Origin of the sequence: Citrobacter sp. wls714 (assembly GCF_005281025.1) — a bacterium.
GTDB lineage: Bacteria > Pseudomonadota > Gammaproteobacteria > Enterobacterales > Enterobacteriaceae > Citrobacter > Citrobacter werkmanii.
Genome location: NZ_SZWZ01000064.1, coordinates 148,559 through 171,887, shown reverse-complemented (window position 1 = coordinate 171,887; position 23,329 = coordinate 148,559). Strand labels below are relative to the sequence as shown.

20 protein-coding genes are annotated in these 23,329 nt (G+C 52.9%); 4 read left to right on the top strand and 16 right to left on the bottom strand.

The window, feature by feature from the left end; genetic code table 11:
• The first annotated feature begins 78 nt into the window (after window positions 1–78).
• On the top strand, window positions 79–792 hold the full coding sequence (locus FDX11_RS14130; RefSeq protein WP_137398090.1) for an EAL domain-containing protein: 714 nt from the start codon (window positions 79–81) through the stop codon (window positions 790–792).
• A 61-nt stretch (window positions 793–853) separates the two neighbouring features.
• Window positions 854–2,296: a protein adenylyltransferase SelO gene (gene selO / locus FDX11_RS14125; RefSeq protein ID WP_137398089.1), complete on the top strand. Its 1,443-nt coding sequence runs from the start codon at window positions 854–856 to the stop codon at window positions 2,294–2,296.
• On the opposite strand, the gene FDX11_RS14120 is transcribed toward selO, so the two are convergent.
• The 8 genes from FDX11_RS14120 to ppsR all read right to left on the bottom strand — a co-directional run bounded on the left by FDX11_RS14120 (window position 2,293) and on the right by ppsR (window position 10,378).
• Window positions 2,293–3,072, bottom strand: coding sequence for a heme ABC transporter ATP-binding protein (locus tag FDX11_RS14120; RefSeq protein ID WP_137398088.1), 780 nt, complete (start codon window positions 3,070–3,072; stop codon window positions 2,293–2,295). The two genes, selO and FDX11_RS14120, sit on opposite strands and share 4 nt — an antisense overlap.
• Window positions 3,065–4,057, bottom strand: coding sequence for an iron ABC transporter permease (locus FDX11_RS14115; protein WP_137398087.1), 993 nt, complete (start codon window positions 4,055–4,057; stop codon window positions 3,065–3,067). Before FDX11_RS14115 ends, FDX11_RS14120 begins: the two co-directional genes overlap by 8 nt.
• Entirely contained in the window at window positions 4,057–4,878 is an 822-nt protein-coding gene (locus FDX11_RS14110; protein WP_137398086.1) for a hemin ABC transporter substrate-binding protein, read from the bottom strand. Before FDX11_RS14110 ends, FDX11_RS14115 begins: the two co-directional genes overlap by 1 nt.
• Window positions 4,875–5,906, bottom strand: a complete 1,032-nt coding sequence (locus FDX11_RS14105; RefSeq protein ID WP_137398085.1) for a hemin-degrading factor — start codon at window positions 5,904–5,906, stop codon at window positions 4,875–4,877. The genes FDX11_RS14110 and FDX11_RS14105 overlap by 4 nt, the downstream gene beginning before the upstream one ends.
• Before the next feature lie 46 nt (window positions 5,907–5,952).
• Entirely contained in the window at window positions 5,953–7,938 is a 1,986-nt protein-coding gene (locus FDX11_RS14100) for a TonB-dependent hemoglobin/transferrin/lactoferrin family receptor (protein WP_137398084.1), read from the bottom strand.
• A 74-nt stretch (window positions 7,939–8,012) separates the two neighbouring features.
• A complete protein-coding gene (gene hemP, locus FDX11_RS14095) occupies window positions 8,013–8,201 on the bottom strand; it encodes a hemin uptake protein HemP (protein ID WP_038640207.1) in 189 nt (62 codons plus the stop codon).
• A gap of 170 nt (window positions 8,202–8,371) precedes the next feature.
• On the bottom strand, window positions 8,372–9,418 hold the full coding sequence (gene aroH, locus FDX11_RS14090; RefSeq protein ID WP_079224452.1) for a 3-deoxy-7-phosphoheptulonate synthase AroH: 1,047 nt from the start codon (window positions 9,416–9,418) through the stop codon (window positions 8,372–8,374).
• Window positions 9,419–9,544: 126 nt separating this feature from the next.
• On the bottom strand, window positions 9,545–10,378 hold the full coding sequence (gene ppsR, locus FDX11_RS14085) for a posphoenolpyruvate synthetase regulatory kinase/phosphorylase PpsR (protein ID WP_038640212.1): 834 nt from the start codon (window positions 10,376–10,378) through the stop codon (window positions 9,545–9,547).
• 328 nt (window positions 10,379–10,706) lie between these two features.
• On the opposite strand from ppsR, the gene ppsA reads away from it, so the two are divergent.
• Window positions 10,707–13,085: a phosphoenolpyruvate synthase gene (gene ppsA / locus FDX11_RS14080; RefSeq protein ID WP_042308787.1), complete on the top strand. Its 2,379-nt coding sequence runs from the start codon at window positions 10,707–10,709 to the stop codon at window positions 13,083–13,085.
• 67 nt (window positions 13,086–13,152) lie between these two features.
• Here the strand turns inward: ppsA and fadK are convergent, their stop codons facing one another.
• From fadK to FDX11_RS14055, 5 genes are all read right to left on the bottom strand, one after another.
• Window positions 13,153–14,790, bottom strand: a complete 1,638-nt coding sequence (gene fadK, locus FDX11_RS14075) for a medium-chain fatty-acid--CoA ligase (RefSeq protein ID WP_137398083.1) — start codon at window positions 14,788–14,790, stop codon at window positions 13,153–13,155.
• Window positions 14,791–14,871: 81 nt separating this feature from the next.
• Entirely contained in the window at window positions 14,872–15,165 is a 294-nt protein-coding gene (locus tag FDX11_RS14070) for a ferredoxin (protein WP_038640220.1), read from the bottom strand.
• Window positions 15,162–16,451 (bottom strand): FAD-dependent oxidoreductase, encoded by a 1,290-nt coding sequence (locus FDX11_RS14065; protein WP_137398082.1) that lies wholly within the window; start codon window positions 16,449–16,451, stop codon window positions 15,162–15,164. The genes FDX11_RS14070 and FDX11_RS14065 overlap by 4 nt, the downstream gene beginning before the upstream one ends.
• A 55-nt stretch (window positions 16,452–16,506) precedes the next feature.
• Window positions 16,507–17,442, bottom strand: coding sequence for an electron transfer flavoprotein subunit alpha (locus FDX11_RS14060; RefSeq protein WP_137398081.1), 936 nt, complete (start codon window positions 17,440–17,442; stop codon window positions 16,507–16,509).
• 21 nt (window positions 17,443–17,463) lie between these two features.
• A complete protein-coding gene (locus FDX11_RS14055; protein WP_137398080.1) occupies window positions 17,464–18,228 on the bottom strand; it encodes an electron transfer flavoprotein in 765 nt (254 codons plus the stop codon).
• Between the two features lie 475 nt (window positions 18,229–18,703).
• Between FDX11_RS14055 and FDX11_RS14050 the strand changes: the two genes are divergently transcribed.
• Complete coding sequence (locus FDX11_RS14050) at window positions 18,704–19,594, top strand: AraC family transcriptional regulator (protein ID WP_061381443.1); 891 nt, start codon at window positions 18,704–18,706, stop codon at window positions 19,592–19,594.
• Window positions 19,595–19,648: 54 nt separating this feature from the next.
• Here FDX11_RS14050 and FDX11_RS14045 read toward each other — a convergent pair whose 3' ends face one another.
• The 3 genes from FDX11_RS14045 to aroD form a co-directional block, all read right to left on the bottom strand.
• Window positions 19,649–20,800, bottom strand: coding sequence for an acyl-CoA dehydrogenase (locus tag FDX11_RS14045; protein WP_137398079.1), 1,152 nt, complete (start codon window positions 20,798–20,800; stop codon window positions 19,649–19,651).
• A 13-nt stretch (window positions 20,801–20,813) separates the two neighbouring features.
• On the bottom strand, window positions 20,814–22,409 hold the full coding sequence (locus tag FDX11_RS14040; protein WP_137398078.1) for an acyl CoA:acetate/3-ketoacid CoA transferase: 1,596 nt from the start codon (window positions 22,407–22,409) through the stop codon (window positions 20,814–20,816).
• 157 nt (window positions 22,410–22,566) lie between these two features.
• Window positions 22,567–23,325, bottom strand: coding sequence for a type I 3-dehydroquinate dehydratase (gene aroD / locus FDX11_RS14035; RefSeq protein WP_137398077.1), 759 nt, complete (start codon window positions 23,323–23,325; stop codon window positions 22,567–22,569).
• Window positions 23,326–23,329 lie beyond the last annotated feature (4 nt).

The following is a 23,329-nucleotide window of genomic DNA, read 5'->3' as shown; positions in this document are numbered from 1 at the left end:
ACTTGCATCAGCAGTAACGTATTTCTCCATCCTTTGCTACAGGATGCCGGATAACACCTATGCAGAGGGGCTGGCACGATGATTGTTTCACTGGATAATCTTTATCAATCGGAATTCTCTTTTCTTCCTGCGAGAAGCGAAAAAGGCGATCTTGAGTTCGTAGATATCATCACCAGTTTTGTCAGCCTGCATGGGGATGTGCGTATACCAACCGAGCTGGTCTTACCCCGGATGTCGGACGATGAGCAATGTCGTTTATTTGCAGAAAAACTAGAATTAATCGAAACGTGCCAACATTTTTTTATTCAGCGCAGAGTCTCAGCCTGGATTAATTTAACTCCGGCAATTGCTAATACTTTATTATCAGACGCTAAATATGCTTCACAAATTGAACGATTTTCATTTCTGGAACTGGCTATTAATGAAAGCTATCCAGAGTTAAACAAAGGTAAAGACAATCCAACGCTGGCTGCACTTGCGGCGAGATTTCCATTAGTTCTGCAAAATTATGGCGCTGGCGGCATATCAACGCGGGCAATTTTTGATGGTCTGTTCAAACGTGTGGTGTTGGATAAAAACTTTGTTCAACAAAGGATTGCACATATTTCATTTGAACCATTTATGCGCGCTATCCAGGCGCAAATCTCACCCTGCTGTGAGTCAATCATCATTAGCGGTATTGACTCGCAAGAGATGCTGGCGCGAGTACTTCCTCTCGGTTTCAGCGCGATGCAGGGAGGACTGTGGCCTGCGGTGCCGCCCGCGCAGATAATTTCATTGTCCAGGATATAACCCTTTTATTTGCTGGTGTTTAACAGGCTATTAACAGTCTACACTAGAGACAGGAGGCCTTATGACCCTGTCTTTTACCACCCGCTGGCGTGATGAATTACCAGCAACCTATACAGCACTCTCGCCTACGCCCCTGAAAAACGCGCATCTTATCTGGCATAACGATGCTCTGGCTGAGCAATTGGCTATTCCTGCGGCGCTGTTTACTCTTCCAGATGGTTCAGGCGTTTGGGGAGGCGAATCCTTGCTTCCCGGGATGTCGCCTTTAGCGCAAGTTTATAGCGGACATCAGTTCGGCGTCTGGGCAGGACAGCTTGGCGACGGACGCGGGATCCTGCTGGGCGAACAACAGCTTGCTGATGGCTCGACGCTTGACTGGCACCTGAAAGGCGCCGGACTCACGCCTTATTCCCGCATGGGCGATGGACGCGCCGTGCTGCGTTCAACCATTCGCGAAAGTCTGGCCAGCGAGGCGATGCACTATCTGGGCATTCCCACCACGCGCGCATTGTCGATTGTCACCAGCGACACGCCGGTATATCGCGAAACGGTAGAGCATGGGGCGATGCTCATCCGCGTGGCGCAAAGCCATATGCGCTTTGGCCATTTTGAACACTTTTACTATCGTCGCGAGCCGGAAAAAGTCCGTCAACTGGCAGACTTCGCGATTCGTCATTACTGGCCGCATTGGCAGGAAGAAGCCGATAAATATCAGCTGTGGTTTAGCGATATTGTCACGCGTACCGCAAGCTTAATCGCCGACTGGCAGGCGGTAGGGTTTGCGCATGGCGTTATGAATACGGACAACATGTCTATTCTGGGGCTGACGATGGATTACGGTCCGTATGGTTTTCTTGATGACTACGTGCCAGATTTTATCTGTAACCACTCCGATCATCAGGGACGATACAGTTTCGATAATCAACCGGCCGCCGCGTTGTGGAACCTGCAACGTCTGGCGCAAACCCTGTCGCCATTTATCCCTGTCGAGGCGCTCAATGATGCGCTGGACAATTACCAACTGGCGCTGTTAACGCGTTACGGTCAACGGATGCGGCAAAAGCTCGGCTTCTTTAGCGAGCAGAAAAACGATAACGAGCAGCTGAGTGAACTGTTTAGCCTGATGGCGCGAGAAAGAAGCGACTATACGCGAACGTTTCGCATGCTCAGTCTGACGGAACAACACAGTGCGCTATCTCCGCTACGCGATGAGTTTGTGGACCGTGCGGCTTTTGACGGCTGGTTCACGCGGTATCGCTCGCGTCTGGAACAGGACAGCGTTGCTGACGATGTCAGACAAACACAGATGAAGGCGGCAAACCCGGCGATGGTTTTACGCAACTGGCTGGCGCAACGGGCGATTAGTCAGGCGGAGCAGGGAGATTACGCCGAGCTACATCGGCTGCACCAGGCGTTGCGTACCCCGTTTGTGGATCGCGATGATGACTATGTCAGTCGGCCGCCTGACTGGGGCAAACGGCTGGAAGTGAGCTGTTCAAGCTAAGGTGCCAGAAATACCTGGGGGGACGCGTTGGCCGGATGATGGCCAACGTGAACCTGAGCACCGTACCAGCGCATCAGATCATCGGCCCGTAACACGGTCTCCGGCGTCCCTTGCGACGCCAGCCTGCCATTATGCAATAACACTATTCTGTCAGCCCACAAGGCGGCGAGATTCAAATCGTGAAGCACAATACACACATGCAACTCTCCTGAAGCGACAAGCGTTTTCAGTAACCGCAGCAGATGCTGCTGGTGGTAAAGATCCAGCGCAGAGGTGGGTTCATCAAGAAATAACCAGCCGCGAGGCGCTCCGTCGCACCAGAGTTGCGCCAGGGCTCGGGCTAACTGCACGCGCTGTTGCTCGCCGCCGGAAAGCGCGGCGTATTGCCGACCTGCCAATGGTGTGCATCCGGTCATGTCCATCACCTGCGCGATAAGGCGAGGTTCCGAACGCTGGGTCCAGGGCGCGCGTCCCATCGCGATAACGGCCTCTACCGGCCAGTCAAATCCCAGTTGCGTTTGCTGACGCATCACCGCCCGATGGCGCGACAGGGTCTGCGTATGCCACTCATTCAGCGCTTTGCCCGCCAGCACGCAGCGCCCGGCAATCGGTTTGAGGAAACCGGTCAACAGGCGCAGCAGGGTAGATTTCCCCGCACCGTTTGGGCCGATGAGCGCCACCAGTTCACCTTTTGCGAGGGTAAGCGATACATCAGCAATCACCGACTTGCCCGCCACGCGATAGTGAAGCCCTTCAGCAACGAAATATTCAGCCATGCGATCCTCGCTGACGAAAAATAAGCCATAAAAACCACGGGGCGCCGAGCAGACTGGTTAACAGACCGACCGGCATTTCCGCCGGCGCAACTGAAGTGCGGGCCAGCGTGTCGGCAATCAGTAATAAAAACGCTCCCGCCAGCACGGAACCGGGGATAACGGCCCGATGGTCTGCGCCGAGCCACATCCGCATTAAATGCGGGATAACCAGCCCGATGAAGCCAATTACGCCGCTTACTGCTACCGCTGCGGCTACCAGCAAGGCGCTGCAAAGCAGCAAAATACGCTGGATTGTACGCACATTCACGCCAAGATAATGCGCCTCTTCCTCGCCCAGTTGCAGCAGGTTCAGGGCCGGAGCCAGACGCCAGATGATCAGCACCGTCGGGATAACCAGCGAGGTAACCGCCAGCAGCGTAGACCATTGCGCAGCGCCCAGACTTCCCATCCCCCACAGCGACAGCTGGCGCAGTTGCGCATCATTACTGACCCACGACAGAACGCCAACAGCCGCCCCGCAGAGCGCGTTGATCGCAATACCGACCAGCAGCAGCCGCGAGAGTGAACCGTCGCGCTGTTGGCTGAGGATAAAAATCACCACGGTTGCCGCCAGCGCACCGACAAATGCAGCCAACATTGGCGTATACAGCATCAGCAGCGCGGGCAAAGAGACAGGCAGTACCACCCACAGGGCGACGGCGCAGGCCGCACCGCTGCTAATTCCGAGTAACCCCGGGTCGGCAAGCGGGTTGCGAAACAGTCCCTGCATCACACAGCCGGATAGCGCCAGAGCGCCGCCGATTACCAGGGCCAGCAGGACACGGGGGAGACGAATAGTGAGCCAGATTTGACGCAGTGTTTCATTGTCATCACGCCAGAGCAGACTTACCGGCAGGCGCAACGCGCCAAAACCGGTAGCCAAAATTGTCATTACGACCAGCATTAGCGCCATGGCCCACAAAGAACAGGTAATTCGTCGGGACATCAGGGTAATTGCTCTGCTTTCGCGCGAAGCTGCAAAATGGCCTGCGGGGTACGGATACTGAAGCCAAGCAGTGCCATATCATCAACCTGTAATACCTGTTTATTCCGTCCCGCAGGTGTTTTCGCCAGCCCCGGCAGCGCCCACAGGTTCGCCTCGCCCCCCATTGCCTTAACACCTTCCAGTGAAATCACCACCAGGTCCGGCTGGCTGGCAATCACACCTTCTTGTGAAAGAGGCTGATAACGGTTAACCCCTTGCATCGCGTTGCGCAAACCGGCGGCACGAATAGCCGCATCGGCTCCGGTTTGCTGGCCTGCGGCCATGGCGGTCATCCCTCCATGATTAAGAATAAACAGGACGCGTTTGTTAAGTTCAGATGACGGGAGCGCCGCCAACTCCTGACGTAAGGTTGCACGCAACGTTTCACCCTCTGCCTCCCGGTGAGTCGCCTCGGCAATGACGCGTATTTTTTGATCAATCGCGTTAAGGTCGTTGTTTGCCGGGATCGTAACAACCTTGACGTGGCTCTGTTCGACCTGTTTTAGAGCCAGAGAAGGCTGAGCCTGCGCGCTGGCAAGGACCAGCGTAGGGCGGGTGGCAAGGATCCCTTCGGCGTTAAGCTGGCGTAAATAGCCGACGTCAGCCAGGGCGTTTGCGGCTTCAGGCCACTGGCTGGTGCTGTCTCGCGCCACAAGCGTTGACTGCGCCCCCAGCGCGTACACAATTTCGGTGACGTCGCCACCCAGAGTGACGACTCTTTCCTCGGGGGCCGCCAGCGCAGTAACGGGTAGCAACGCAATCAGGAGCAGGAGTTTGTTCATGCGGCCAGCCCTTTCGGCGTCAGTGCGTCAATTTGTGCGCGCCATTGCGTTTGCTCCGGTTCACCTTCCGTACGTTGACCGTACAGTTGGGCAATCTGTGTGCCATCGGCCGCAAACAGTTCCAGACTGGTTACGTGTCCATCGGCGGTTGGTTTGCGTGTTACCCACGTTTCAGCCACGCTTTCTTCCAGCAGATGTAATGTAAATGCTGGGTTGAATATATTCAGCCAGCCTTTCATCGGCACCAGTTTTTCTATTACGCCGGTAAAAATTTGTACGCAGCCGCGATTACCCACAAAAACCATAATTTCATTGCCATCCTGACGCGCGGTATCGAGTAACTGCGCCAGTGCGCTATTAGGAACTTTGCAGGCCAGATCGTCGCCCACCAGATTAAATGCCTGTTGGCGAGTGAGATCGTGGCGTTTCAGCAGACCGAAAAACTGGTGGACATCAGTCATGGCTCGCCATTCTTGATCAACGGTCTGTGCATCAACGGTGACGGCGGCAGGCGCAGAATTGTTCACAGGTTGCAGCACCAGTGGCGGGTTTTCTGCAAAGATGAAACGGGTCAGTAACGCAGCCCATTCCTCAACGCGGGTATTTTGTGTGGCATAGACCTTCAGCAATGCATCACCCTGATGGTCAAAAAACTGAATGCTCTGACGCTCGCCGTGAGCGGTTGTTTCTCTGATATGAAAGGCGCTTGCCCACTGATTCAGGAACAGACGCAGATCGAGGGCGCGTGGATTGAGTACCAGCCCGGCATGCCCGCTCAGGTGCTGGTTGGTAAAGGTGCCGACCTGCTCATGCACCGCATATTCGTTGCGGCAAATACATTTTGTTTCGCCTACGGCTTCCAGCGCGCCGAGGATTTCGCGGACTTCGCCACGTAAGCGCCAGGCGTCATGACCGACGCGCGCGAAGGTCAGTTCTGCCTCGCTGATGTGCATCATAGCCGCGATGTCACGTGCGTATTTGCCCGGGTTTTCTTTTTTCAGTTCCAGCCAGCGTGTGTGGTGATTCATTGTCTCTTCCTCCAGATTGCTGCCCCGGCGAACCGGGGAAAAGTGATTACCACTGATAACTCACGAAAATTTTGCCATTGCGACCATCCTGCGGAATGCCCTGCGGCGACCAGTACTCTTTGTCGAAGGCGTTGCCCAGTACCAGTGTGGTGGTCATGCCTTTTAGCGCCTGTTGCCCCTGATAGCTCACGTAGAAGTCGTTTACCGCATAGCCGGGTTGTTTGGCGTAGTTGCTGCTGATGTGCGTTGAGCGGTCAGCAAATGTACCTATCCAGCCAACGGAGAAACCGCTGTGCGCAACCGGTACGTTCAGTTTGCTGGTGACGGTGTCAGGGTTAATGCTGGAAATGTACTCGCCCGTGTCAGTATCTTTACCCCGCGTGCGGTTATAGGCCATATCGAGACTGAACAGGTCGGCGGTGTATTTCGCCATTACGTCCCAGCCCCAGATTTTGGCGTTGGGAACGTTATAGGATGTCGTTGTCGCGGCGGCAAAATCGACGCTGGTAGAGATGTAATCTTTGGCTTTGGTGTCGAAATAGCTGGCTTTAAATTCGAGCGCATCGCTTGCCATCAACAGATCGTCAAAGCGCAGGCCAAATCCGTATTCCTGTGTTTCGTTGGTTTCCGGACGCAGGTTCGGGTTTGGCACCCAGTAGTTGGTGTAAAAACGGCCAATCGAGAAGTGCTTCGCATCGTTATACATCTCGCCCATGGTTGGGGCACGGAAGGCCTGAGCGTATGAACCGAAAAGCATCAGCCAGTCGGCAGGCGCAACGGTGAGTCCAGCGCGGGACGACCATTTGTCGGCATCGACGTCTTCATAGCCTTCGCTGCTACCGCGATAAGAGTCGTACCGGGTACCACCCAACAGCGTAACCGGCAGGTCGCGCAGGGTAATTTCATCCTGTAGCCAGCCGGAGCTGAAATCGATTTTTGCCTCCGGGAAACCGGTGGTTGCGCCACCCGGTTGCTGTTCCTGACGATAGTATTCGCCACCGTAGGTCATCAGGTGAGAAGCAAATGAGTCGGTAAACAGGCGGCTACGGTTGTCGATTTTCCCGCCTTTGGTGGTCTGCTTGCGAAATTCGCCGGTGCTATCCGTGTTTTGTGCATTAATACGCGCTTCGGACCAGTAGATGCGCGCATCCGCGTTCAGCCAGTCATTATCCGCCGGGGAGAGGGAGTAAGTCAGTTGCGCATCGCGTTGGATGGTTGAGCGTTCGGTCATTGGATTGCTGGTGGCATCCGCCGCGCTGGTTTGTGGGTTTTTAGGTTCCCGGGCATCATTGTTGTAATAACGCAGCGAGCCGGCCAGCGTCTGAGCGCTGTCAATTTTCCAACTGCCTTTCGCCAGCATATTGTTAATCGCTTCGTCGTTCGGAGCGGTAGTACCGTCGCTCTGGCGCAAATTACCGCGATCGCGGCTGGACCAGGCCAGCAGCCCATCGAGGGTATCGGTGCGGCCAAATGTGCTGGCGCCCGTACCGAGGCTATGATCGCCGGTAGCTGCGGTACCGAACACGCGATAACCGCTGTTTTGTCCGGCTGCCAGCAGATCTTTAGCATCCGCAGTGTCATAGGCGATTACGCCACCCAGCGCGCCGCTGCCATACAGCAGTGCGGAAGGGCCGCGTACCACTTCAATCCGCTTGATTAGCGCCGGATCGAGGAAGGTACTGTTCAGGTGCCCGGTATCGGTTCCCTGGCGAACGCCATCTACCAGTACCAGAACGCCGCGACGGTCATAGCCGCGCAGATTGACGTCCTGACCATTTGTCCGGCCCGTACCGTCAAGGGACAGGCCCGGAACCTTCCGTAACAGGTCGGCTGCCGAGCTGGCTGTCTGGTTTTCAGGTGCAGTAGCGTCGATAACGCTGACCATCATCGGCGCTTCAAAGGCGCTACGGGCGTTGCCGGTGGCGGTGACGGTCATATCCTCTACCGCCGCCCAGGCAACGACGGGAAGATTACTGACAATCGCCAACGCCAGGAGCGATGGGCGCAAGGATGCGGTGTGCAGGTGTGGCATAGCAACTCTCCATTAGAAAATCGAAAAGCGCTGGCTGCCTGGGTATCACCTGGGTGGCTGGCGAAAAGTGTTGTTTATTTAGTCAGAATGAGTTTTCCAGCATGGGTCTGGCGCAGCAGGTAGTGCTGACCATCGTGCTCTATAATCACGCGTCCTTCTTTGCCCAGCAGACTTTTACTGTCAATGCGACGCTCGGTTGCGGCGACGGCAGGCGGTGTTTTTTCTTTTGCAGGCGTTGCTGTTGTGTTATCCATACGTGACATAGAGTTTAAAAATAGCAATCAATGTAACAATGATAATCATTATCATCAAACTGCAAATTTGCGGCAAGCGTTTTTGTGAAATAATTGTGACGAGAACGGTTTTTGCACAACAATGAAGTGAAAAACAAAGAATTACCACCGGGCAACGTAGTGTTACCCGGTGAACAGCGTTAAAAACGGCTATCAACCGCAGAGGCGAGTTTGTCCACCAGCAGTTCAGTATCTTCCCAGTTCAGGCACGGGTCGGTAATCGACTGACCGTAAACCAGCGGCTGACCGCTAACGATTTTTTGCGTGCCTTCGCGCAGGAAACTTTCCGCCATGATCCCGGCAATCGCCGTCGAACCGTTGCGAATTTGCTGGCATACGTCATCACACACTTCCAGCTGACGGCGATGCTGCTTCTGGCAATTACCGTGGCTAAAATCAACGACCAAATGCTCAGGCAGGGAAAATTCGTGCAGGGTATCGCAGGCGGCGGCAATATCTTCAGCATAATAATTTGGCTTTTTACCACCGCGCATAATGATATGCCCGTATGGGTTACCGCTGGTCTGATAAATGGTCATCTGACCGGTTTTATCCGGGGAGAGGAACATATGGCTGGCGCGGGAGGCGCGAATCGCATCGACGGCGATACGGGTATTGCCATCCGTCCCGTTCTTAAACCCAACCGGGCAGGAAAGAGCAGACGCCATTTCGCGGTGGATCTGGCTTTCGGTGGTGCGCGCGCCAATGGCGCCCCAACTGATTAAATCGGCAATAAACTGGCCGGTCACCATGTCGAGGAATTCCGTTGCCGTGGGTACACCCAGTTCATTGACCTGCAACAGCAATTTACGCGCCAGCTCAATGCCGTGGTTCACACGGTAGCTGCCGTTCAGATCCGGGTCGGAAATTAAGCCTTTCCAGCCCACGACGGTGCGTGGCTTTTCAAAATAGGTACGCATCACGATTTCGAGACGCGTCTGGTACTTTTCGCGCAGCGCCTGTAGACGCGTGGCGTATTCCACTGCGGCATCAAGATCGTGAATCGAGCAGGGGCCTACGATCACCAGCAAACGGGGGTCTTCACCGTTCAATATTTTTTCTATCCGGCGTCGGGAGTCCGTAACATGACGGGCGACGGAGGACGAAACAGGATGCCGCTGCGCAAGCTCTGCTGGAGTGACCAGGTTGTCAATACGCGCAGTACGGAGTTCATCGGTTCTGTTCATTACTTGTCTCAGAAATTTGTTGCTTCAACGGCAGGACTACCGGGAAGTGATGTGCATCACAATATCACACTCATCCGGCCTGGTGGCGAGCATAATAACAAAAAATCGAACCAATGCACTAGCATTCTAGTACATGCGGCGATTCAGCCCCATAATGTCGAGGATCTTGGTGGCAATCTCTTCTACCGAGTAATTGGTACTGTTCAACCATGGGATCTGATTTTTCCGGTACAGTGCTTCCACTTCGGCAACTTCCATCCGACACTGGCGCAGAGAGGCGTAACGGCTGTTCTCCCGTCGCTCTTCGCGGATCGCCGCCAGGCGTTCGGGGTCGATGGTCAGACCGAACAGTTTATGTTGCAGCGGCTTCAGGGACGTGGGCAGCACCAGATTATCCATATCATCGGCAATAAAGGGGTAGTTGGCCGCGCGAATACCAAACTGCATGGCCAGATACAAACTGGTCGGGGTTTTGCCGCAACGGGAAACGCCGAGCAGGATCACCTGCGCCTGATCGAGGTTGCGCAACGAAATACCATCGTCATGGGCAAGAGTGTAATCAATGGCGGCAATACGCGCATCGTACTTGTTGAGGTTGCCGGGATTCAGGCCGTGGGTACGATGGGCTATCGGCGTTGGGTCGAGCTTCATCTCTTGCTGCAATGGGGCGACCAGCGCCTGCACGATATCCTGACAAAACCCCTCGCTTTGCAGAATGATTGAGCGGATTTCCGGCAAGACGATGGAGTAAAACACCAGAGGGCGCACGCCGGTTTGTTGGTAAATGGCATCAATCTGGTCTTTAACCGCGCGCGCGCGACTCTCGTTTTCAACAAACGGCAGCGTAATGCTGTTGATAGTGACCGGAAATTGCGACATTACCGCGTGGCCCAATACCTCGGCGGTGATGGCCGTACCATCAGAAATATAAAAAACGTGACGATCAACAGCATTATCCATTTTGTGCATCCTGGGGCAGACATAATTCTCTGAAAGCATAAATTAAAATTCGCCAGAAGCGAATATTGCGCTATCACTTTTATAAACTGAAACGCTATTTTTATATTTAATGAAAAGTACATTTCATTTTTCGGAACAAATGTTTATACCGATAGTTTTTGTGGTGATCCCGTGTCGCTCGCGGGTTTGCGCAAATGCGGAAACAATCTTAAAAAATAAAAAATAAAGTTGCTTGAACGATTCACCGTTTTTTTCGCCGCGGTAAATATGCAAAGATAAATACGCAAAATTGAGTTTCCTAACCTCGTTCATATATAAGGATTGTTCGATGTCCAACAATGGCTCGTCACCGCTGGTGCTTTGGTATAACCAACTCGGCATGAATGATGTAGACAGAGTTGGGGGCAAAAATGCCTCCCTGGGTGAAATGATTACTAACCTTTCCGGTATGGGTGTTTCCGTACCGAATGGTTTTGCAACAACCGCCGATGCGTTTAACCAGTTTCTGGACCAAAGCGGTGTAAACCAGCGCATTTATGAGCTGCTGGATAAAACGGATATTGATGATGTTACCGAGCTTGCGAAAGCCGGGGCACAGATCCGCCAGTGGATTATCGACACTCCTTTCCAGCCGGAGCTGGAAAATGCCGTCCGCGATGCCTACGCGCAGCTGTCAGCAGACGATGCCCATGCCTCTTTTGCCGTGCGTTCTTCCGCCACCGCAGAAGATATGCCAGATGCGTCATTTGCAGGTCAGCAGGAAACCTTCCTCAACGTCCAGGGCTTCGATGCTGTCCTGGTCGCTATCAAACACGTATTTGCTTCGCTGTTTAACGACCGCGCGATCTCTTATCGTGTTCACCAGGGCTATGACCACCGTGGCGTGGCGCTTTCTGCTGGCGTCCAGCGGATGGTGCGCTCCGACCTTGCGTCCTCAGGCGTTATGTTCTCCATCGATACCGAATCCGGTTTCGACCAGGTGGTGTTTATCACTTCCGCATGGGGCCTGGGCGAGATGGTGGTGCAGGGGGCCGTTAACCCGGATGAGTTCTACGTCCACAAACCGACTCTGGCGGCTAACCGTCCGGCTATCGTTCGTCGCACCATGGGATCGAAAAAAATCCGTATGGTCTACGCGCCAACCCAGGAACACGGTAAGCAGGTGACCATTGAGGATGTGCCGCAGGAACAGCGCGATATTTTCTCTCTGACCAATGACGAAGTGCAGGAACTGGCGAAGCAGGCGGTACAGATCGAGAAGCACTACGGTCGTCCGATGGACATCGAATGGGCGAAAGACGGTCATACAGGCAAGCTGTTCATTGTTCAGGCTCGTCCGGAAACCGTGCGTTCTCGCGGGCAGGTGATGGAGCGGTATACGCTGCACGCCCAGGGTAAAATTATTGCTGAAGGTCGCGCCATCGGTCACCGCATTGGCGCCGGCCCGGTCAAAGTTATTCACGACATCAGCGAAATGAACCGTATTGAGCCCGGCGACGTACTGGTGACTGATATGACCGACCCGGACTGGGAACCGATCATGAAGAAAGCGGCAGCGATTGTGACCAACCGTGGCGGCCGTACCTGTCACGCGGCGATCATTGCCCGTGAGCTGGGGATCCCTGCCGTGGTTGGCTGTGGCGATGCCACTGAGCGCATGAAGGATGGTGAGAAGGTCACTGTCTCCTGTGCCGAAGGCGACACCGGTTATGTTTACGCTGAGATGCTTGATTTCAGCGTGAAGAGCTCCAGCGTGGAGACTATGCCGGATCTGCCATTGAAGGTGATGATGAACGTCGGCAACCCGGACCGGGCTTTCGACTTTGCCTGCCTGCCGAACGAAGGCGTTGGTCTGGCGCGTCTGGAATTTATCATCAACCGCATGATCGGCGTGCACCCCCGTGCGCTGCTGGAGTTCGATGACCAGACGCCTGAGCTGCAAAATGAAATCCGCGGCATGATGAAAGGTTTCGACTCTCCGCGTGAATTCTACGTTGGTCGTCTGACGGAAGGGATCGCGACGCTGGGCGCGGCGTTTTATCCGAAACGCGTCATCGTGCGTATGTCGGACTTTAAGTCCAACGAATATGCTAACCTGGTTGGCGGTGAGCGTTATGAACCGCACGAAGAGAACCCAATGCTGGGCTTCCGCGGGGCGGGCCGTTACGTTTCAGACAGCTTCCGCGACTGTTTCGCACTGGAATGTGACGCGGTGAAACGTGTCCGTAACGACATGGGTCTGACTAACGTTGAAGTGATGGTACCGTTTGTACGTACCGTTGCCCAGGCGAAAGCGGTGGTTGAAGAGCTGGCGCGTCAGGGGCTGAAACGCGGCGAGAATGGCCTGAAGATCATCATGATGTGCGAGATCCCGTCTAACGCCCTGTTGGCAGAACAGTTCCTTGAGTACTTCGATGGCTTCTCCATCGGCTCAAACGACATGACGCAGCTGGCGCTGGGGCTGGACCGTGACTCGGGTGTGGTTTCTGAACTGTTTGATGAGCGTAACGACGCGGTGAAAGCGCTGCTGTCGATGGCGATTCGCGCTGCTAAGAAACAGGGCAAATACGTGGGTATTTGCGGTCAGGGACCTTCTGACCACGAAGACTTCGCGGCCTGGCTGATGGAAGAGGGGATCGACAGTCTGTCGCTGAACCCGGACACCGTAGTACAGACCTGGCTGAGCCTGGCTGAACTGAACAAGTAACATCATGCCTTATCCGGCCTATTCAACGTAGGCCGGATAAGATGCGTTAGCATCGCCATCCGGCACTCTATCCTGCAACACTCTCCATGCTCAAACGTTTAATAATATCCTGACGCAACTGGTATTTTTGTATCTTACCGGACGCTGTGCGCGGTAACTTCTCGACAACCACGATATGCTCCGGGTATTTATACTTTGCCACCCGTTTGCGGCTAAAAAAGGCGACGACAGATTCCAGCGACAGCGAATGATGTGGGGCTTTTAGTACCACATAAGCGCACGACCTTTCACCTAACCGTTCGTCCGGCATCGCGACAACGCAGGCATCATGAATGCGTGGATGCTGCAATAAAATATCCTCCACCTCGCGGCTGCTGATATTTTCCCCACCGCGCACAATAATATCTTTTTTACGCCCGGTGATTTTGATGTATCCCGCCTCGTCCATCCGGCATAAGTCGCCACTGTAATACCAACCCTCTTCATCCAGCGCGCGGGCGGTCAGTTCGGGTTCATCGAGGTAGCCCATAAAAACATTGGGACCACGCGAGGCCTCTTCACCTTCTACTCCTGCGGGCAGGGTATTACGCGCTTCATCGACGACTTTAATTTCGACGCCTGCGGCAGCATAACCGTCGGTGGTCATCATGCGGGAAGGTGAATCATCGAGATTGACCAGCGCATGCGGCGAGCTCTCCGTTGAGCCATAAATGCTTAACAATTTAATGCCGAGCCGTTGGCAGTCACGGGCAATCTTTTGCGGAATGGTAGTGCCTCCGCATAAAAAAAAGCGTAGCGAGGAGAGATCGCAGGAGCGTTTTTCCATACGACATAACATGTCATAGACAAATGGCGTTGCGCCGAGTACACAGGTGCAGTGCTGTTGCTCCAGCAAATCAAGACAGTCGTCTGGGTTAAAAATATCCAACAACACGTTGCATGCGCCGATTAAAAACGGTGCGGTAACGCCATGCAGAAAACCAGTAGCGTGTCCAAGCGGCGCGGGCATTAAAAAAACATCTTGCCAGGTGAGATTGAGACGGGCGCAGTAGGCGCGTTCGCTGGCAAGGATGTTGTTGTGGGTTAACATTACGCCTTTCGGCATCCCCTCGGTTCCGGAGGTAAACAGTACCGCTGCCAGTTCATCAGCGTGGACGTTAATCGTTTGACTCAACGGCGGGGCTAAAAGCAGTTGGCTGAGCGCCTGCGAGGTGGTTGCCGGCGCCAGTTTATCCACGGCGACAATCTGTTGCAGATGCGGTAACTGGTTTTGTAAGGGGAGGATCAAATCGACCGGTCGGCTTTGTTTAAACAGGGTAGGTGCGAAAAAAATCTTCGCTTTGCATTTATTCAATACCCATACCAACTCCGCTTCGCGCCAGGCGGGTAGTAACGGGACGGAAACGGCTCCGGTTTTCAGGCAGGCCAGATAAATAATGGTAAATTCGCACCAGCCCGGCAACTGGAAAGCGACGCGATCGCCGGGTTGAATACCGCAGGCTAAAAACCAGCTCGCCAGACTGCTGGCGGCACCGTCTAGTGCGGCATAGGTATATGAAGCGCCATGATTATCAACCACGGCGATTTTATCCGGCATGGCTCTGGCTGTTTGGTTCCAGTAATCGCCAAGCGAAGCATCTCCCCATAAACCTTGTTGTCGCCAGGCTTCGCGACGTTCGGCGTTAAATGTTAGTGTGATACTCATTCGTTATTCCCAGGATAATATCGGCATACGTCTGACCGGATTGGCCGTGGAGGCCGATCCGGGGTGCAACGGCTCAATCCGTTAGCCGTAGCGGAAATCAATGCCAAATGTTCCTGCCGGATACTCCCATTGTTCGAGGATCGTATCGCCGCACAGCACCCGACAGGTGCCACATTCCAGGCAGCCAGCAGAATCAAAATGAATATTTCCACTCTCGTCCTGCTTATACAGTCCGGCGGGACAGGCCTTCAGCAGTTTGCGAAATTCGTTAAGGTCGGGATGTTCGGCCAGAATAATGTGCGGGTGACCTTCATCGACATTGAATTTATTGACGCCCAGCTTGACGTCGACGTTAACGGTATTGTCCTGACTCATAGCGCAGTTGCCCCCTTGATGCCGTCTTTCAGTAAGTTCATCAACCCAATTTGCTTCGCATGGGACATCATCATCTTACGAATCGGCTGGTTCGGACGCCCATCAACGGTGAACATATCGTTCATGATATCCGCGACCATGCGAGGGTATTGGGTGAACAAGCGCGGGTTTTCCATCAGCGCCGGGATCTTGCGAAAATGCTGTAAATCACGCATCACACAGCCCTGTTCAAGGGCGCGTTTGTAGTCCATCAGGCTGCTGGCGGAGAAGTCCTTGCGTTCTTTGGCTGCAATGGCGGTTTGGGCGGCGGCTTCTGCGGAGGCTATTGCTAAATCCATACCACGCACCGTGTAACCCAGATTCAGACAGAAACCCGCGGCATCGCCGACGATCATTACGCCGTCATCAACCAGCTTGGGTACCATTGCCAGACCGCCTTCCGGCACCATATGTGCGGAATACTCCAGCAGTTCTCCTCCCGCAATCAGTGGACGAATAGTCGGGTGTTGCTTAAAGTCTTCCAGCATCTGCGGAATACTTTTCGTCGCGTGAGCAATATCCCCCAGCCCGCATACCAGCCCCAGAGAGACCGAGTCCTGGTTGGTATACAGAAAGCCTCCCCCCATCAGTCCATCCGACGGTGAACCGGCAAACAGCCAGGCTGCGCCTTCATCGCCTGAGAGGTTGAATCGATCTGCAATCACAGCCGGAGGTAAGCCGATCAACTCCTTTACGCCAACAGCATAGTGGTGAGCAGAAGAGGGAGGGACCATCCCCAGCGACCGTCCTAATATTGAGTTGACGCCATCGGCCAGGATGACAATATTGGCTTCGAGGATATCGTCACCGGCTTGCACGCCGGTGACTCTGGTACCTTCGCGGATCAGCGCATCAACGCGGACGCCGGGGATGAACTGCGCGCCTGCCTGTTCTGCTTTTTCCATCAGCCAGGGATCAAGCCGGTTGCGCAACACGGTGTAAGAATCCTGTGCTGGCGCGTTGTCTTTTTCCCGATGAAAGTCGAGCGTTACGGCGCTCTCTTCGGTCAGGAAGGATATTTTTTCGCGGGTCACTTTACGTTCGAGTGGTGCTTCCTGCGCGAATCCTGGCATGATGCGTTCCAGACTATGCGCGTAGAGTCGCCCACCGGTCATATTTTTACTGCCCGCACTGTTTCCGCGTTCGATGACCAGCACGTCCAGCCCGGCCTTCGCCATAACGTAGCCTGCAACGGTACCCGCCACGCCAGCACCGACCACAATGGCATCAAATTTTTCATCTGACATGCTTTATGCTCCTTTCCCGCCGCAAGGCAGCGGGAGATGTGCGTTAAATGGGGGATTAGCGGCTGAGATGTTCGATAAGGGCCGGAACAACTTTGTAGATGTCGCCTACCAGGCCGTAATCGGCGTAATTGAAAATAGGGGCTTTCTTGTCTTTGTTGATAGCGACAATGACTTTCGCGCCATTACCGCCGACCATGTGTTGAATTTGTCCTGAGATGCCCAGCGTCAGATAAAGGTCTGACTTCAGTAACACACCAGAAACGCCAATGTAGCGTTCGCGCTCCATCCAGTTTTCGCCTTCGGCAATCGGGCGCGAACAACCCACTTCAGCCCCCAGTACGGATGCCAGCTGGTGCACCATCTCCAGATCGTGTTGCGCAACCAGGCCGCGACCCACGCCAACCACACGTTTTGCTTTACTGAGGTCCACGCTGCTCACAGATTTGGCGCGACGTTCCTGACACATAATTTCATGAAGCGGTGCGATGTAAGCTGCCGAGACAACAGGGCAATTGTGCGATGCGTTTTCCGCTACGGGTTCAAGCAGGCCTGGGGCTAGCGTGATAATTGCCAGCGCGCTTTTGATTTTTTCTTTGCCGAATGCCAGACCACCATACATGCGGTGCTCTGCGAATACGGTGTCATCCTCAAGAGTCACCAATATTGCGTCGTTCACCATCGCGGCATTGAGTTGGATGCTTAACCGTGCCCCAAGTGATTTCGCGCGTTTTGTGGCGGGCATCAACAGCATTCCGGCGTGTTCTTGTATCAGCGCTGCGATGGTTTCGGCGTAATTTTCTACACGCTGTAAACCGGAGGGAGCTTCGAGCACGATTATCTCATCGGCACCCAGAGGTTTAACCTGATTAGCTTGTTCGCTGCCCTGGACAATAAGATGGACATGTTCACCCCACTGGCGCGCGCCGGTCATTAATTCTGCGTAGCGTTCTACGTTATCGCTGAACACCCATACGTTAGCTAATTTACTCATGACAATTTCTCTCCGTTGAGCTTAGTTCAGGGCTTTTTTCAGGTGTTCAGCCAGTTCGGCAATGGCTTCCGCTGAGTCATTTTCCAGAATGATGTGCTTACGTTCTGTTTGTGGCGGTACGGTGAGGCTCACCAGTTCTGCTAATGGTGACGCAGGCGTCCAGCCAATATCGCTGGCTTGCCACGGCGTGACGGGCTTTTTACCCGCGCCGAGAATGGCTTTCATTGAGGGAATACGCGGCGTGTTGATATCCGAAGTTACGCAGAGTACAGCGGGGAGCGGCAGGTCAATCACTTCGACCTCATCTTCCAGCGTGCGCTCAACCACAATGCGGTCGCCGTTACGTTGGATGTTGCTGACGGCGTTAATCACCGGGAGTTGCAACAGTTCGCCAACCAGTAAGCCAACCTGTTGGGCGTAGATATCCCCCGATCCTTCGCCGAACAGCATCAGGTCGAAATTCATATTTTTGGCCGCGCAGGCCAGCGCCTGAGCGGTGTCGCGGGGCAATGAATGCTCCAGCTGTAGATCCTGCACCATGAACAAACTGTCCGGTCCACGCGACAGCACGTCTTTACGCACTTTGGAATTTTGCAGTAGCGAGCCGCCCACGGTTAAAGCGACGATTTCATCACCCTCCGTACTCAGTTGCGCCGCGGCCTCAATCGCATTCAGATCAAACTGGCTGATTTTGGCGTCGGCCCGGTCAAAGTTAAGCGAACGCTGTGGGGTAACAACAATGTCCTGTTCTTCAGGCACCAACTTAAAGCAGGTTATTATTTTCATGGCATCTCCAGTCATCCACAGTAGGGAAAATTAACTGAAAATAGTGTGCGGCAGAGAGGGGACTGTTTTCGACGGAGCAATCTGTTTTCATTCCCAACAATCTTGCAAAAAAAAAGTGAGGCGGGAATGCTTGTTTTATAAACGGGAACTCGGGAGTGTGTACTGAAGAAAAAAAAGAACACACAAACCAGGGAAGGATAATTGCGAAATGCATCCTGTTTTTTAGCGTTTATACGCTTAATTTGTTTCTGATATGTAAATTGTTAATGTTGAATTAATAACATTTATTCTTTTCGTTTTTTATAAAACGGTAATAATCGTGGAGAACAGCGCGACGGGGCAGGAGGTATCATCTTGCAGTCGACGCAAATAATTTTGTTTCGCCAGCAAGGAATAACGTTGTATAACATCATTATCGTTTTCGCTTTCCGATATTAATTATTCGCAAAATTACTGCCTTTAGGTGGAGGTTGTCATGTATCAACGCTGCTTTGATAATGCCATGGAGACCCTTTTTGAGCAGGGGAAAACGCCGAGACTTTCCCGATTCGTCATTAGCGATGATCCTAACTGGGAGTCCGGCCATCATGTTCATGATAATGAAACGGAGCTTATCTATGTCAAAAAGGGTGTTGCAAGATTAATCATCGACTCTTCGCTATATGTCGCGCATGCCGGGGACATTGTGGTGATTGAGCAAGGGCGATTGCATGCGGTTGCATCTGATAGCAGCGCACCGGCTACCACTTACACCTGTGCGCTCTATGGTTTTCGGTTTAACGGCTGGCAGGATAATCAGCTATTGCAGACGCACTCGTGTCCGGTCATTAGCGTCAGTCAGGGTAAAGAGGTTATTAAGAGTATTTTTAATGAACTGGGGGTGATGCTCCCGCAGAGTAAGAACAACCTGACATCTTCTGCTTATGACGCATTCGCGTATGCATTAACCGTTTTATATTACGAAAACTTTAAAAATGCTTACCGCTCTGAACAGGGATATATTAAAAAAGATGTCTTAATTAAAGATGTATTAGTCTATTTAAATAACAATTTCCGCGAAAAGATCACTCTCGAACAGTTATCTAAAAAATTCCGCGCCAGCGTGAGCTATATCTGTCATGAATTTACCCGGGAGTATCGTATTTCACCCATCAATTATGTTATTCAGCGACGAATGACAGAGGCGAAATTTTCCCTGACCAATACCGAAGCCTCGTTGGCGGAAATTTCGTGGCGGGTAGGGTATGAAAACGTCGATCATTTTGCCAAACTTTTTCAGCGGCATGTGGGATGTACTCCCAGCGATTATCGTAAGCAGTTTAAAAATAACCTTGCTGAGCAAGAATGCCTGATGCCTGAAGTCTGATTCCCCCGCACGGTCCCGGATAGTGCATCTGCGCTATCCGGGCAGTTATACCGCTTACTTATTTTGATAATCTTTCAGGATTTGGCGACCCGCGACGTAAATCATGATTTCATCGGTACCACCGCCAATCCGCTCACAGCGGACATCGCGCCAGAATCGGGATACGCGTGCTTCATCGGTGTAACCCAGTCCGCCCATGATCTGAATCGCGTCGTCAATCACTTCCATTGCCGTACGTGCGCAATACAGTTTTGCCAGTGCCGCACTGGTTCGCAGCGACTGTTCCTGATCGGCCTGCCAGGCAACCTTCAGCACCATATTACGCATGTTTTCAATTTTGATTGCCATCAGCGCCAGTTTTTCCTGGATCATTTGGTTATGACCAATTGGCTTACCAAATGCGATGCGCTGGTTAGCGTAGCGGGCGGCATCTTCTAAGGCGCATTCGGCAAACCCCGTGCTGCGCGCGGCGTTGATCAGGCGTTCCATTTCAAAGTTGTACATTACATTGAGGAAGCCCATGCCTTCTTCGCCGACCATATCGCTTTCGTCCACTTCAACGTTATCAAGATAGACTTCGCAGGTGCTTAACATGTGCCAGCCGATTTTATGCAGTGGGTTAATCTTAATGCCGGGTTTCTTGGAATCCACCCACCACAGCGTAAAGGCTTTCTTCGGATCTTTCGGCTCCGGGTCGCGAGCCAGGACCAGCATGTACGGATACTCTTTAGCGCCAGTGATAAACGTTTTTTGCCCGTTGAGATACACCTTGCCATTTTTGCGGGTGTAGCTGGTGGTGGCACTATTATTATCGGAGCCTGCTCCCGGTTCGGTTAATGCCAGCGCATACGCCGGATCGCCCGTTTCCATGGTACTTTCTGCTGTTTTACGCAACTGCTCGGCGGAACCAAAACGTCGCATACTGTGGATGCACTGACCGTTGGTGATCAAAAAGGCGGGCGCGCCACATTTTGACACTTCCATCAGCGCCAGCATCTGGGTGACGTAATCAGCCGGGATGCCGCCAAACTCTTCCGGAACGCCCAGCATCGAAATGCCGTTGTCCGCAAGGGCTCGCATAAATTCCTTCGGATAAGTCGCCGTCTGATCGCAGGTGCGGAAATACTCTTCCGGGAAATTGCTGGTAATCAGTTCGCGAATGCTGGCAAGCAACAGTTCTTGTTCTTCAGTTAATGAAAAGTCCATCAGGGTACTCCTTTTAATTGGCTGTATCGGGTAATACAAAGCCCATCGAGGTATCGATAAATAATCTTTCGTCCATCAGTTTCAGATCTGGGGAAATAATTGGAGTGAAGTCCATTTTGTCGAGAATATCTTCCTGCAAAGAGACTCCTGGCGCAATTTCAACTAAATGGAGACCATCTTCTTTTAACGTAAATACAGCGCGTTCGGTGATGTAGCGCACATCGAGACCACGCTCAAGAGCAATTTTTCCGCTGAAAGTGACTTCAGGTAATTCGTTAACGAATTTTTTCACCCGACCTTCCTGCACGATATTTAACTTGCCATCGGCAACTTCCGTTTTCAAACTTCCGGCAGTTAACGTGCCGCAGAAAATAATTTTCTTGGAGGTGGCGCTAATATCGATAAAACCGCCGGTGCCCATAATTTTGCCATTGAATTTATGTACGCCGACGTTGCCGTGCCGATCCACTTCAGCAAAACTTAAATAACACACATCCAGCCCGCCGCCGTGGTAGAAGTCAAACTGGGAGGTCATATCCAGAATGGCGCGGGTGTTAACGTTGGCGCCAAAAGCGATGCCCTGAGACGTTATGCCGCCAATCGGGCCGGTTTCGACCGTCAGAATAAAATCGTCGGCACAACCTTCTTCGCGGGCGACAAGGCCAATCCCGTCGGCGATGCCCACGCCAACGTTGCCGACCGCGCCTTTACGCATTTCGAACAGCGCGCGTCTGGCCACCAATTTACGCTGATTGAGCGGCAGGGCCGTTTGCTGGCTGTCATCGAGGACAAAATCGCCGGAAATAAAACGGTTAACCGGCGCGCCACCGTACAGTTGCGTTTGGTCGGGGTCGATGACCACAATATCGACCAGATAGCCCGGAATACGCACCGCTTTCGGATGCAAAGTGGCTTTCTTCACCATTTTTTGCACCTGCATCATGACGATCCCGCCGTTGTTGTGTACGGCCTGGGCAATCACCAGCGCATCAAGATACATCACTTCATCTTCAAAGGTGGCGTAGCCTTCGCTATCGCAGGTAGTCGCGCGAATAAAAGCGATGTTTGGCGCAATGGCTTTGTAATAGAGGTACTCTTTGTTATCGATTTCCACCACTTTGATCAGATCTTCGGTCGTTACCTCATTCAGTTTGCCGCCCTGCTGGCGAGGATCGACAAACGTACCGATACCGATGTCACTCAGAATGCCAGGCTGGTGGGCTGCTGATGCTCGCAGAGCTTGGGTCAATACGCCCTGAGGATAGTTATAGGCAGCGATTTTATTCTGCTCCGCCAGGTCGGAGATTCGTGGCGATTGCCCCCAGTGGCCGCAGAGCGCCCATTTGACTAAACCTTCCTGCGCCAGCGGGCTGATTCCGCGGTCGGCACGGTCACCCAATCCCGTTGGGCTAATTAATGATAAATTACGTGGTGATTGCGTGTTTTTGTATTTTTCTGCCAATGCATTAATTAATGTAGTTGCTTCAAGAATACCGCCACCTGCGCCTAATACACAAAGTGTTGCTTCATCAGGAATATAATTAATGGCTTCTGCTGCGGATAATACGGGTACCCGACCATCGATACGGTTTGGTCTCGGAAATTTCATATAAACTCCAGATTATATGCGTGCGACTACCTGTCGTTATAGTCGACAATAATATTGTGAGTTAATTTAATCAGGCTTAACTGCCAGCCAGATATTCGTGGCTAAGTGAATATCTGGGGCAGGGCATTGCTAATCGTAATGTGGATATATTCTGTTATTAAGCCTGATGCAATATCGTTAATACAGTACGTAGATCGGCGACCGAAATTTGTCCCGGGGCAGACGCTTTTTTCACTGCACCAAAGGTGGCTGCTGAACCGAAAACCTCGCCGGAGAGACGTGAAATCACCCCAGTTTTAGCCATCGACATGGTAATAATCGGCCGGTCCGCATAGCGCTCATGCATTTCCAGCGTAGCGCCCAACAATGTCAGCACATCCGTTTTGTTTTGCGGCATCAGGGCGATTTTAGGAATATCCGCGCCAAGTTCCTGCATTTTACGCAGACGCTGGATGATCTCCTCTGCGGCTGGCGTCTTATGGAAATCATGATTCGACATAATCACGCTGACATTTTTAGCGTGGGCATGTTCGACGGTCGCTCTAACCTGCTCATCACCGGTGAAAAGTTCCAGGTCGATTATATCCACCAGACCGCTGTCTACTGCTGCGCGGTTAAGTGCAATATAGCTTTCGACAGACAGTGCCTGTTCACCGCCTTCTTTGGCGCTGCGGAAAGTGAAAAGTAGCGGTTTGTCCGCTATCACATCGCGGATGGTACGAGCCGCTTCCAGCACGGCATCTGTGGAAGAGACATCGCTGAAATGGTCAACGCGCCATTCCAGAATGTCGAAATCCGCTTCGCGATAGGCCAGCGCTTCGCTTTTTACCGTGGGGATGTCTTTACCCATCAGCGAGACAATGATCTTCGGCGCACCCTCGCCAATGACGAGGTTTCTTACGGTTACGGTTTTCATTGAT